Below are 13188 nucleotides of genomic sequence, written 5' to 3' on the forward strand. Positions count from 1 at the left end.
GCTTACTTTGCTAACTGCCACTGTGCTTTGCTCTGGCTTAATACGCTACGCTCAGCCGTGTCAGTTAGCTCGACAATCACTTTGTGATTTTTTAACTTATCAAACAACTGCGCTACCCTAACCTGCTGTAATGATGCTAAGGGGCAACCTGCATGACCATAAATACGCACCGACTGCTGGCCGGCATACACCTCGCGTTCTAAATGCACTACCGGTAACACTTCTAATGGGCAATCAGTATTAAATTGCAGCATGTTATTAATCACATTGTTAAAGGAAACTTGTTGGGCTAACAACGCATCCGCATCGAGTAAGCGCCCAGTATTATCCATCATAAAAGGCGCTAATACGGCCAAGTCATGTTCGGCTAGCAACCAACTCCAATCAAATTCTGCGGGGTGATCGGCACCACTGCTCATTTGCACCCAACTGGTGCTAAATTTGTGTGCCTGCGAGGGCCAAGCAAACAAAAGGCTAATGATTAAACCAGAATAAAGTAAGGCCTGTTTCATAATGCAAGCTCCTGTGCTGCTGCAAGTAATTGTTTATCGAATGGCTCTTGTGCCACAGCCATATTTTGTTTAGCCCAATATCGAGCCTTTTCCCCATCTGGCGCAACATAACTAAAGTAATAAGCAATATCTGCGGTATGTAAGGCATCGGCGCGTAACTCTCGCAAATGCATACGCTGCGCAGTAACTTCGCGCCAGCATTGCTGCTCGCCAAGTTGAGCTTCAGCATAGGCAACCCGTACTAACAGGCTATCAGAGGGTAAGGCATCCACTTTTGGACAAACGCCCGAAAGCGCTAACACTTCAGCAGCTCGACCGGTTTGCAGCAAAATATCCAGCATTTGCCGTTGCATCACTTCCGGTTGCTGAAAATAGTTTGGGTAATCCAACCACTCTAACGCTTCGTTATAACGCCCTAACAAATGCGCTTGCTCAGCTAAGATTTGTAGTCGCCATTGCTGTAATGCCTCAGTTGAATTGCCATTACGCCAATGCAACTGTTGTAAACGGGTATAACTGCTTTCTAATTGCCCAGCTCGACCCTTTACTTCGAGTAAACAGGTTGCCACGACATCAATTTGACTATAACCGGTTAAAGCACGACAAGCCTGTGTTGCTCGCGCTAAATCATCGCGCGTTAACGCAATACGCGCTTGCATCAAATACACCGGCTCGTGTAACTGCTGCAACGCCAATACCTGCTCTAAAGCCGTTAACGCTTCAGCAAAACGATGTTCGAACTGTAATAAATCGGCTTGTGCCAACCACCACTGTGCTTGCTCTATTGCCGGTAATGAAGCTAACCGCGGCGCCACCAACTGCCATAGTATTTCGGCATCTTCATGCAACTGATGCTGCGCAGCTTGCTTGCCCTGAATTACTAACTCAGCATAATGCTCAGCTTTAACAGCCGTGGCGGCGGCAGAGCCGCACACCACGCTAAACATCACGCCTATGGCAAAACGCCAGTAGGTGCTTTTACTCATTGTTCGCCACCACGCCCGCAGCCACCAGATCGGCAAACTCTGCGGTATCTAACACGTCTTGGTTAAAATCGCGGCCATTGACCGACAACGGCTTACTTTGCGCATCTTGCGCATACGCATCCCGCACTGCGCTTCTTAACGACACTTGTAAAGTCGTGACTTGCACACTAACGGTTGCCGTTGTGCTCAACTTGCCATCCGACACCGTAAATTTGAAACTGTCGCTACCGACAAACTCAGCATTGGGTGTGTAGGTAAAGGCACCATCGATAGCAATCAACACCTGACCATTTGCTGGTTCAGTATTACTGCTATAACGAAGATTATCCCCTTCGGCATCCACCGCAGTTAATCGCGCTGTAACCGCGGTATCTGTCCGAGTGGTTATCGACGAAGCGGCCGCTTGTGGCGCCGTATTAACCTGGGGTGTCACCGCTTTATCAGCGGAGTCATTACAGGCGCTCACCAACAATACTGTGCTTAAGGCCAGACACAGCTTAGATTTTTTACTTAACATGCTGCGAACTCCTTATTGTGGTGAACCGGCTAATGGCGCGATCAAATACGGAAAACTCGTGTTCATAAAGCTGGCATCTATTGGTGCGCCATCAGTAAAGGGCGCAGTACCCACATTGGCATCTTCTGGCTGACATAAGCCCAGATTAGTCGGTGTACCGGCTACCGGAATATCATGACATAACGCCCCCATCACCACGCGCAGTGCAATATCTACCACATCATCACCAGGACGACGGCCATTTGGGAAACCGGCTAAATCATTACCCGCCACGCCAAAATTAGATTGCTGTTCAGCAGGGGTCGCTGGGATCATCGTGTTTAAGCGCAACATTTCTGACGCTGTCACCATCGATTGCTGATTGACACCAGCAAAACCGGTTAAGAAGGCGGCAACCAAGTCAGTACGTGGGTAATGTGTTGGCGCGATAGTGTCAAATGACGTACCTAAAGTGGCGTTAACGGCATCTTTAAACAATAAATCCAGAATAATCGGTAAGGTTGGATTGGTTACATAAGTCGCAAATTGGCCATCAGCCGACGGATGTGCGCTTGAAAAACGATCTTTATCGTCAATACCAATGACTAACTCATTCACCAGTGGTGAGCCTAAACGTGACACTTGTACTAAAGCACCACCGTTTACTTCCGGTTTTTCCAAGGTGGCATTCGGGTTTAAAATACGTGCTTGCGGTAAGCTGGCCGTCGTCCATGCCCCAATAACACCGTTACCAGAACCCGTAATACACGACTTAGGTACTTCTAAAGCAATGGTATTAACGTTTTTATCGTTTAAATCATCATTAGCGGTTGATTGGGTAATACCGCCAGGGAAACCATTACCATCACCCGCACCTGGCGTACTGTCACCTTCCACGGGAACATAATTCACTAAATCAAAGGTTTCGCCTAAGTTAACGGTGAAGGGATCTTTACGCTGACCAACAAACACCCGGCCCATTGCATTACAATTTGGAATGGAGACATCATAAATATACTGATCGGCATACGCAGAGTATTCTGCTGTGTTACCAAAGGTTTTTTCACCCACATAAGCATAAGGCTTCACAAACTCTGTTTGGCCATTAGCGCCTGTAATCGCACTACGAGCGCCGGTTCTTTGCGAGCCCGTCACTAAGCTCATGCTGTAGGTTTCACTGTAATTTAACGCACCGTTATTACCTGCGCTGATTGGGCCAACATGTTTCAACGGTACACTGACCATCACACCATTTGGGCCAACCGGTAACTTAATACCGCCATTGGGCAGTTTATTATTAAAGCGAAATTCAAAGGTAAAATCTTCCATCGCATCGCCGTTGGCATCGATATGCAAGGCATACACTGCTGCTGGATCCATCGCGAAATAATTCGGGCCACCGTAGCTATCTTGCAACGGAATATAATTGGCAATAATGGTGACATAATCACTGCGACCCGATTCATAACTATTAAAAATATAAAAATCGGTGGAATCAATCGTAGGTAAGCGTGTCACATTGGGCGCTTCACGGTGGCTAGAAGCAAAAGCAGTGGTGGTGGTTGCCAAAGCAGCTAATAGTGCAGTAGCAATAACGGTTTTCCTATTCATCTTGTTGTCCTCTCAATCGTTTTTTGATTATGACACCCAACAATTTTTGTTAGGTCTGCTCAAGCAACGATTGAGTGGACGTATTAGATGCAACTATTTTTAAATTATTAATAAATCCGTCGTAAATAATACCGGACCGGTTGGGAATGGCTCAGGTGAACCGCCTAAAGGTTCACGACTGACCGCCAATGCGCCCACTAAAGCCAAATCAATTTTATCGGTTAATGCTAATAACACTTCACCCTGTTGCGGCAATAACCCTAATGACACCGGTGCCGTTCCATCAGCCGGTAACATCCATAACTGATAATCTTCATTAGCCAGTGGTGCAATCGCGCCAACAGCCGCAACTTTAAGTTGCTGATCGCGCTGCTCAATTAACCACAGCGTACGAGCATCCGCGTTTTGAATCACGGCTATACGTTGTGGGCTTGGCGTGATGCTCGGATCGGGACTTACTAGCATGAACACATTCACCAGTAAAACGATACTGGCCATTGCGCCTAGCAACCAAGACCAATTAAAACGATTCACCGGGCGCGCTTGCACCCAGCCTAAACGTTCTTGAATGCGTTGCCATACCTGAGCAGGGGGGTGCCGCAAAGGGATCACATCCGTTAACTCGTGTAGATGCTCTTCCCAAAACGCCACTTCATCACGTAAAGCCGGAATATCCATCAGTAGCCGCTGAAATCGTCGCCGCGCTAAACCACGCATACTACCAAGCACGAAGCGGGCGGCCAATTGATGTTGTAGTTCTGTCGACTGATACTTCATCGTTGTAAGCACCTTTTTAAGCTATCTAGGCCGCGGCGGATCCAGCTTTTCACCGAACCTAATGCCTCACTAATATGCTCACTGACTTCTTGATGACTTAACCCACATACAAACGCTAATTGAATACACTGGCGCGTAGTAGGTTGTAATTCGTCCATGCACATCCGCAGGTTCTTCGACTGACCTAACGACTCAATAGTTGACTCAAGCATATCGGCAGCAGGTAACTCATCAAAATCATCAGCTGACAATTCTTGATTAGCGCGATTACGCAGTAAATCAATGGAGCGATAACGCACAATACTGATCAACCAACTCATTACCGAGCCTTTTGAAACCGAATAATCTGCGGCACGATGCCATACTTTAATAAAGGTATCTTGCAGCGCTTCTTCTGCCCAATCTGACCGGCGCAGCATGGTGTAACTGACCGAAAACAGCTTAGCAGAGGTGGCTTCGTATAAACGACGAAATGCCGCGGTATCGCCCAAAGCAATTTGTTGCAAATCGCGTTCGAGCAGTTGGGGGGTAGACATAACAAAAACTCCTTATGGCCTAATAGCATACTAAAATCCGAATAAGCCGAGTTTTTGGATGCAATTATTTTAATTATTATCGCCAGCAGGCAAACTGAACATTCAGGGCAACGCTAATTCACTGTATTGGGTATAGCATTTTTTTACGTATTATCAAGTTGTTGTGCCGTACGATCCGTAAACTTGAGTAGCGTAATCAGCAAAGCACCAAAAGCAACAAAACCCGCGGCTAAATATAAACCGATCGAAAAGTAGCCGGTCAACTGGGCTAAATAACCGGTTAGCGCCGGTGCAATAACTTGCGCACCGCCATAAGCTAAAGTCATTTTCCCCATCAATTTTGCCGGTTTACTCGGGTATAAGCGCCCTGCCATGGTTAACACCAAACTGACCACCGCAACAAAGGTCGCTCCAAATAAAGCCGCACTGGCTAATACCACTGCCAAGTTGTTAAACCATAACGGAAGTAAAATGGCGAGAGCTTGCAGCCATAACGCGAAAATAATCGCCGTTAAATAGCCCGTTTTACGGGCGACCCGATCCCAAAGTAATACGGCGGGCGCACCCGCCAAACCTAAGATGATAAAACTGATGTTGCCACTACCGGCTAGCCCTGGCATCCGCTCGACAATAGTCACAATAAAGGTCGCACTAATCACATAGCCGTAACCCGCACAAAAATAACTCAGCAACAATAAACGTAAAAATCGTTTAGTCGGTGGCCGATCCGCACTGGCTGAGGTATTGCTGACAGGGCTAAACACGGGTTTCGGCAGCCAACGCCATGCTGGGATCGCCAGCAATAGCCCTAACAGCGCAAATAATTGCCATTGTAGCTGCCAATCCAGCTGTAACCGGGCCATGCTTTCCACTAAAAAAGCGGCCAGGGCGATACCTAAACCTAAACCAGCAAAATGCACTCCCAGCTCGGCACGATGCTGATGGCTAATTAACCAATGCATAATCAGCGCTGAAGCAATTAACATGGAACCGGCACTGCTCAGCCCAGCGAGAAACCGCCAAAATGACCACAGATATAGGTTTTCCGTGAACGCCATGCCTACCGTACTTAGCACGGCTATCAATAAACCGGCTCGGTATAAGCGATCTTTTACGGTTAAATTAGATAAACGGGCCGCGAGTAACGCACCTGTCATATACCCTAGGTAATTCACCGCAGCTAGATATCCACCACTGGCATCATCTAAAGCGGTATGTTGCTGCATTAATGGCAATAAAGGCGTGTAAGCAAAACGAGCAATACCTAAGCAAAGTAGCTGGCTAAAAAAGCCAGCTAGCAACACTTTAATCCGCAGGGGTAACATCATAAAGCTGCGTTCCTATAGGCTTAGGAGAAATAAATCGCCGCTGCTATGCGGCTATAGTAGTAACTCGCCTAATCGCGCGCGTAAGTTGCCGTTAACGTAGCCTTTGCTAAGGCCATCGCATTTAGCATAAACCCCACTACTGCGGCGCTGGCGCCCTCTGGTGCAGGTAATGCTTCTTCTGGTAAAGCCCAGATCGTAAATTGATAACGATGCATGCCATGGCCTTCTGGTGGACAAGCACCACCAAAGGCTTTCATACCATAATCATTGGTAAAACTACGACAACCCGGCGGTAAACTGCCCGTCCCTGCTCCTTTGGCTAAACAGGTTGCGGCCACAGGGATATCGGTGACAATCCAATGCCAAAAACCTGAGCCGGTCGGCGCATCAGGATCAAACACCGTCAATGCAAAACTTTTGGTCTCTGCTGGCGCATTACGCCAATGTAATTCAGGTGAAATATTTTGGCCGTTACAACCAAAGCCATCAAATTCATGCTGCTTTGCCATAAAATGCCCTTCGGCAATATCTGGGCTGCTTAAGGTAAAGGTGTTTTTACTCATACTTCACTCCTAACAAAGGCAACTTTATGATCTAACTAAGGTTAACTGAGTTTTTGTAAAAATTGATAAAAGGCACTTTTCGGTAAAGCACCGGCTTGCTGCGCCAATGTTTGACCTTGGCGTATCACTAAAATAGTGGGAATAGAACGAATAGCAAAGCGTGCTGCTAAGGTTTGCTGCTGTTCTGTATCAATTTTACCAAAACGAAATTGTGGTTCTAACTCAGCAGCGGCTTGGCTGAATATCGGCGCAAAACTTTGACAAGGGCCACACCAACTGGCCCAAAAATCAATGACTAGAGGTAATTCCGATTTTTCAGCATGGGCGACAAAGTTGGCACTTGTTAAAGTTAATGGCTGGCCAGTGAATAAAGCTTGCTTACATTTACCACAACGGGCAGTGTTGGCCGCTTTGTCCGCCGGAACACGGTTTAAACCATGACAAAATGGGCAAGCTATAATCATGTGTCACTCCAACTTTGCTACTTTAACATCGCCTTAAGATCAAAATTTAACGTCTAGCCAATCCATGTTTTTATCAAAACTGAGGGTTTTAACGCCATTCATGCTTTCAATATTAACGGTGTTAATCTGCTTTGGCCAAATCTCTTGTAAAGAGCGGTGGCGTACCCGCAATCCTGGCAAGTCATCTGGCATCACAGCCTCTTGGTATACCCAAAAGAAGCGACCGTCTAACTGGCCGCCAATCAGGGTTAACGCTATCGGTTCACCGTTTAAATGCGTTAAAGCAAATTGCTCTGTCACATACTGACTGAATGTTTGCTGGGTTTGTTCGTTATTTAACAAGTCAGCTTGTTTATCAAACAATTGTTTTACCGCATGTTCTGCATCATGCACATAAAAACGGTGCATCACTTCAATATTACCGCTTCGCGCGTTAAACAATACGGTACTGACCGCCGCGTTCATTTCATGTGCAAAACTTGGGCTAACTAAGCCTGCCAGTATCAGCAGGCTAAGCAGATAACGCATTAGTTACCTTCCTTAAGCTTTTCATCGGTTTTTTCAGCCGGATCTTTTAGCTTAGTTTTACTGTCTTGCATAATATCGCGGCTTACTTTGGCTTTACTCTTATCAGATTTGTAAGCCTCTACGCGTGACGGAATAATACGACGTGGGTAATAGTTGTTTTCAATGTCGACATCGGCAGTTTCCCACTTCGGATCAACGACCACTTCTTTTAACACTTTGTCTTTTGCCGTCACAATCATCTTATTCACCGCTTTCGGGCTACGACGCCAAATCTCAGCAGGGATCATCTGATCTTCAACGCTGCCATCGGTATAATGCAGTTGCAGTAAGATGGGCATCACTAACCCACCTAAATTACTGAATTGCAGTACATAGTAGTTTTTATCTTCTTTTACTGCACGTTCAAACGCGGTGCGCTCCCACGGCTCTAAATCGGCTAAAAACTTGTTATAGGCATTACGCTCTTTATTGGTTACGGTAAAACGGTCGTTTTCATCATAAAAATCGGTGATATCTTTGTTTTTATCAATCCAAAGTACTTTACCAGCCGCTTTGTTGCGCTCAACAAACAATGAGGTGGGTTTGTCTAACTCTTGCTGGCGCTCACGTGCAAAATCAATATCCGGATCTTTGGTATCCATGCGTAACTGATAGACACGGTCTAACGAAATATCCACATGATCAGTGCTGTAAAACCAGCCACGCCAGAACCAATCTAAGTCGACACCGCTGGCTTCTTCCATGGTACGGAAAAAATCAGATGGCGTTGGCCGTTTAAATTTCCAGCGCTGTGCATATTCTTTAAAGGCGAAATCGAATAACTCACGACCTAAGATCACTTCACGCAGTATATTTAATGCTGCAGCGGGTTTGGTATAAGCATTCGGGCCTAAACGTAATACGCTGTCGGATTGCGTCATAATAGGCACTTGAACATCCGATTTCATATAATCGACAATATCACGAGGCTCAACGCCCCAAGGAATAGTAGGGTCCCACTCACGACCGGCAACGCCGTCTAAAAAGCTGTTTAAGCCTTCATCCATCCAAGTCCACTGCCGCTCGTCCGAGTTAACAACCATCGGGAAATAAATATGACCAATCTCATGGATCACCACGCCAATTAAAAAGCGTTTTTCGGCTTGAGAATAGGTGCGGCTGCCATCGTCTTGTAACTTAGTGCGAGGGCCGTTAAACGTGATCATCGGGTATTCCATACCGCCGACAGGGCCGTTTACCGACTGTGCCACTGGGTATGGATAATCAAACGAGAAACGTGAATACACTTCCATGGTATGCACCACAGATTCTGTAGAATACTTTTTCCACAGATCGCCGCCTTCTTTAGGATAAAACGACATCGCCATGACCAACGGCTGCTCTTTGCCGCCTTGTTGATAGCCTTTGGCATCCCACATAAATTTACGTGATGACGCCCAAGCAAAATCACGCACATTATTGGCTTTAAAATGCCAGGTTTTGCTGTCATTAGTACCGGCTTTTTCGTTTTCTAAGGCTTCTTCTTCAGTAACAACAAACACCGGCCGCTTCGCTGTTTTCGCTTGCTCTAACCGTGCAATCTGCTGTTTAGTCAGCACTTTACTGCTGTTTTGTAACTCACCAGTCGCAGACACTATGTGATCGGCTGGTACCGTTAATTTCACATCATAATCACCAAACTCTAAGGTGAATTCGCCGCGACCTAAAAATTCTTTATTAGTCCACGCTTCGTAATCGGTGTAAGCCACTAACCGCGGGAACCACTGAGCTAATAAGAAAATATCATTGCCACCTTCATTCGCATCATCCGGAAAATGCTCATAACCTGAACGTGCTGACACCGCATCTTCTTCTACGATGTTAAAAGCAAAATCTAAACTAAACTCCATCGACTGACCGGGTTTTAATGGCGTGTCTAAATCGATGCGCATTAAGGTACCCACTACCGTGGCAGCTAAGGTTTTACCCTTGCTGTTTTTCACATTATTAATTTGAAAACCCAGCTCGTTATCGGCCATAAATTGTTGGCGACGTAACTCTTCTAGGCTCAAACGAGCAGTAATGTCACCTTCACCTATCGAAGTAGCAGGACCGCGACGGCCAACACCACCAAAATCGGTGCTCATTTCAGCCATTGAATCGTTTTTGAAAATATTTTGGTCTAAATGCAGCCATAAATATTTCAACGTGTAAGGTGAATTGTTTTTGTATTGAATTTGTTGTTTTGCACTTAAACGGCGCTTGGCTTCGTCTAAGGTTACATCCATCTGATAATTGACTTGTTGTTGCCAATATTGCTGGCCTGGCTCACCGGCAGCATTACGATAGATATTCGGTGTTGGAAGCACTTCGTCTAATTGACGAAATTTATCTTCAAAATCACCTTTTGTCTGGCGCACAGCACTGGCAGTAGCAAATTGGCTACACAACAATACAGTGACCAGGCTTATGACTGAAATACGGGACAAAATGGCAGACATCAGCAGGTCTCTCTGGTTATTTATTAGTAAAATGGCAAGTATCTACTCTAGGTAAATTTACCTGAACAAACAAGGCCTATCTATCACGAAAAGCCGGGGTTCTGTCTCCAAAAAAAGCCCCGCAAAAGCGAGGCAATTTAGTCAAATAAAGATTAATCTCTTGGCTTGCGTGGTGCACGTGGTGCCGCACCAGGACGCGGACCAGGGCCTGTGCTAGTGCTTGGACGACGCTCACCGCCAGAAGCCGCAGCACCCGTATCCACACTGATATTCAGTTTCTGCTTACGCACATAAACCTTTTTCAGGTGTTGGAAGATCTCATTTGGGATCGTAGCCGGTAATTCTACCGTACTAAAATGGTCAAACAATTTGATATTACCAATGAATTGGCTATCAATGTTCGCTTCATTAGCGATAGCGCCAACGATATCACCGGCTCTAACACCGTGTTCTTTACCCACTTCAATGCGGTACGTGTTGTAGTCGCCTTTCATTTCACGACGCACACGTGGACCGCGTTCTGGACGATCACCCGCTGGGCGATCGCTACGCTCACGACGTGGCCGCTCTTCACGTTCACCACGAGCATGCGGCTGGCGTAATTCAGGAAATTGCTTCGCTACGTTTAGCGGCTGATCTTTTTGCGCTAAGTACAATAAGGCTGCCGCTAAATCAACATCGGTCGTTTCTAACTTTTCACGCCAATCTGTCACTAACTCTTGGAAGAAGCTCAGATTTTGCGTTTCAATCGTTTGTGCTAATTGCTCACGGAAAGACTCGATACGACGCTGCTCAATCACTTGACCGGTTGGTAAGCTCATTTGCTCAATCGGCTGCTTAGTTGCATGTTCAATCGTACGCAGCAAACGGCGTTCACGGGGTGATACGAATAAAATGGCTTTACCTTCACGACCAGCGCGGCCCGTACGACCAATCCGGTGCACATAGGCTTCACTATCGTAAGGAATATCGTAGTTAACTACTAAGCTAATACGCTCAACGTCTAAACCACGCGCAGCTACGTCAGTTGCCACAATGATATCCAGCTGACTGGCTTTCATCCGACGAATCGTTTGCTCACGGTGTGCTTGGTTCATGTCACCATTTAAACAGGCAACGGCATAACCACGGGCACCCAATTTCTCAGCAATTTCTTCGGTAGCACTTTTCGTACGCACGAACACGATGCTGGCATCGTACTCTTCGCCTTCTAATAAACGGGTTAACGCATCTAACTTTTGATTAGAATCTAACATCACATAACGCTGAGTAATGCGCTCAACGGTACTGGTTTTTGACGCAATTTTAATTTCTTCAGCATTTTTTAAGTGCTTTTGCGCAATAGCGCGAATTTGCGCGGGCATGGTAGCAGAGAACATCGCCACCTGACGACCGGCGGGGGTTGCATCCATGATGGTTTGTACATCATCGATAAAACCCATCCGTAACATTTCATCGGCTTCATCCAGCACGATAGCGCGCAGTTTGTCGAGTTTCAACGTACCGCGATCTAAGTGATCTAAGATGCGACCCGGCGTACCGACGATAACTTGTGAACCACGCTTGAGTGATTTAAGTTGATTGGTATAGCTTTGACCGCCGTATAAAGGCAAAACATGAAATGCCGGCATGTAGCGAGCATAAGCTTGAAAGGCTTCAGCAACCTGGATCGCTAATTCGCGAGTGGGTGCTAATACCAGAATTTGTGGATCATTTTGCGCAGGATCTAGCCGTGCCAATAAAGGCAGAGCGAAAGCACCGGTTTTACCAGTACCCGTTTGCGCCTGACCTAATACGTCTTCGCCAGCCAATAATTTTGGAATAGCCGCCGCTTGGATAGGCGAAGGCGTTTCATAACCAAGTTCAGTAACCGCACGAACAAGCGGTTCCGGCAGCATTAGCTGGGAAAAAGACAATGTTTCAGACATACGTTGTTATAACCTCAAATCACACGCAGGCTTGTTGGAGTGCTATTGTTGTTTTTACTTGGCCTGCAATGCAGTAAAAACACGAAAACGAGCAAAAACCGTAGCTTTTCTCGATTTTATTCCATTAGTATAGCCAGTCATTTACCACCTGGAAGAGATCCATGATAGAAATCCTCGTTGGCAGCCAAATGGGCGCAGCGGAATATGTGGCAGAACAAGTTGCTGAAACACTGGTACAAGCGGGATATGAAACTAAACTTCATCTTCAACCCGATTTGGATCAGCTAAACCCGACTCACATCTGGTTAGTGATCACATCCACCTATGGCGCAGGAGATCTGCCTGATAATATTCAACCCTTTGCGGATCAATTAGCACAAGATCGCAGTGATCTTAACACACTTTCTTACGCCGTGATCACTTTAGGTGACTCCAGTTATGATACTTTTTGCTTAGCAGGGCAAAAAATTGCCACTTTATTAGAAAATCGCGGTGCAAAACGCCTTATCGACGGTTTAGATATTGACGCACAAACAGACGCCTTGCCAGAGGATATTGCCCAAGCTTGGCTACCTTTGCTTATCCACAGCTTATCCGGATCTGATCTGGGATAACTTTGCAGCGGGATCCAAACAAGGGATCCCTGAATGCTAACAATGCTATGGCCGCCACGATCTTATGATCCGCTTCCCCACACCTTATACACATATTGACACTTCTAATATAACTAATGTTGATAACTAGTCTTTTATGCGGTTATTAAGCTGTATTTATCCCAATAATAAAATTATTTTCTGCGCCCAGCGTGGATAAGTAACGATCTTACACACGGCTTCACCTGACGTAGATCCAAGCTTGATCACAGGATCTGATCTTATCTAATCCATTGATCCTTCGTATGTAAAAAGGCTTATCCACTGCAAATGGCTTGCTTAATAGAAGTAATAATAAAAAAGATCTAAAAAGATCTTATATATAT

13 protein-coding genes are annotated in these 13188 nt (G+C 46.0%); 1 reads left to right on the forward strand and 12 read right to left on the reverse strand.

The annotated features are described in order from the left end of the window. Positions 1 to 2: 2 nt before the first annotated feature. The 12 genes from ACUJFK_RS01140 to ACUJFK_RS01195 form a co-directional block, all read right to left on the reverse strand. Complete coding sequence (locus ACUJFK_RS01140; RefSeq protein ID WP_445425807.1) at positions 3 to 512, reverse strand: hypothetical protein; 510 nt, start codon at positions 510 to 512, stop codon at positions 3 to 5. Further along, complete coding sequence (locus ACUJFK_RS01145) at positions 509 to 1498, reverse strand: hypothetical protein (RefSeq protein ID WP_445425808.1); 990 nt, start codon at positions 1496 to 1498, stop codon at positions 509 to 511. The genes ACUJFK_RS01140 and ACUJFK_RS01145 overlap by 4 nt, the downstream gene beginning before the upstream one ends. After that, a complete protein-coding gene (locus tag ACUJFK_RS01150; RefSeq protein ID WP_306177478.1) occupies positions 1491 to 2015 on the reverse strand; it encodes an Ig-like domain-containing protein in 525 nt (174 codons plus the stop codon). Before ACUJFK_RS01150 ends, ACUJFK_RS01145 begins: the two co-directional genes overlap by 8 nt. A 12-nt stretch (positions 2016 to 2027) precedes the next feature. Next, entirely contained in the window at positions 2028 to 3605 is a 1578-nt protein-coding gene (locus ACUJFK_RS01155) for a DUF4331 domain-containing protein (protein ID WP_226750669.1), read from the reverse strand. A 99-nt stretch (positions 3606 to 3704) separates the two neighbouring features. Beyond that, on the reverse strand, positions 3705 to 4382 hold the full coding sequence (locus ACUJFK_RS01160) for an anti-sigma factor (protein ID WP_445425809.1): 678 nt from the start codon (positions 4380 to 4382) through the stop codon (positions 3705 to 3707). After that, positions 4379 to 4918: a sigma-70 family RNA polymerase sigma factor gene (locus ACUJFK_RS01165; protein WP_226750667.1), complete on the reverse strand. Its 540-nt coding sequence runs from the start codon at positions 4916 to 4918 to the stop codon at positions 4379 to 4381. Before ACUJFK_RS01165 ends, ACUJFK_RS01160 begins: the two co-directional genes overlap by 4 nt. Positions 4919 to 5061: 143 nt before the next feature. After that, on the reverse strand, positions 5062 to 6246 hold the full coding sequence (locus tag ACUJFK_RS01170; protein ID WP_445425810.1) for a YbfB/YjiJ family MFS transporter: 1185 nt from the start codon (positions 6244 to 6246) through the stop codon (positions 5062 to 5064). Between the two features lie 68 nt (positions 6247 to 6314). Next, positions 6315 to 6809 carry a YbhB/YbcL family Raf kinase inhibitor-like protein gene (locus tag ACUJFK_RS01175; RefSeq protein WP_445425811.1) on the reverse strand — a complete coding sequence of 165 codons (495 nt, stop codon included), beginning with the start codon at positions 6807 to 6809 and terminating at the stop codon, positions 6315 to 6317. Between the two features lie 41 nt (positions 6810 to 6850). Beyond that, entirely contained in the window at positions 6851 to 7273 is a 423-nt protein-coding gene (trxC, locus tag ACUJFK_RS01180) for a thioredoxin TrxC (RefSeq protein WP_226750664.1), read from the reverse strand. A gap of 39 nt (positions 7274 to 7312) precedes the next feature. Further along, complete coding sequence (locus tag ACUJFK_RS01185) at positions 7313 to 7801, reverse strand: DUF6702 family protein (RefSeq protein WP_306177472.1); 489 nt, start codon at positions 7799 to 7801, stop codon at positions 7313 to 7315. Then, positions 7801 to 10281, reverse strand: a complete 2481-nt coding sequence (locus tag ACUJFK_RS01190; RefSeq protein WP_445425812.1) for a M1 family metallopeptidase — start codon at positions 10279 to 10281, stop codon at positions 7801 to 7803. The genes ACUJFK_RS01185 and ACUJFK_RS01190 overlap by 1 nt, the downstream gene beginning before the upstream one ends. 152 nt (positions 10282 to 10433) lie before the next feature. Next, positions 10434 to 12209: a DEAD/DEAH box helicase gene (locus tag ACUJFK_RS01195; RefSeq protein WP_229586157.1), complete on the reverse strand. Its 1776-nt coding sequence runs from the start codon at positions 12207 to 12209 to the stop codon at positions 10434 to 10436. Between the two features lie 161 nt (positions 12210 to 12370). Here ACUJFK_RS01195 and mioC point away from each other — a divergent pair, with 161 nt between their 5' ends. Next, a complete protein-coding gene (gene mioC / locus ACUJFK_RS01200; protein WP_445425813.1) occupies positions 12371 to 12823 on the forward strand; it encodes an FMN-binding protein MioC in 453 nt (150 codons plus the stop codon). Positions 12824 to 13188: the final 365 nt, after the last annotated feature.

This window comes from Alishewanella sp. HL-SH06, from assembly GCF_052656265.1.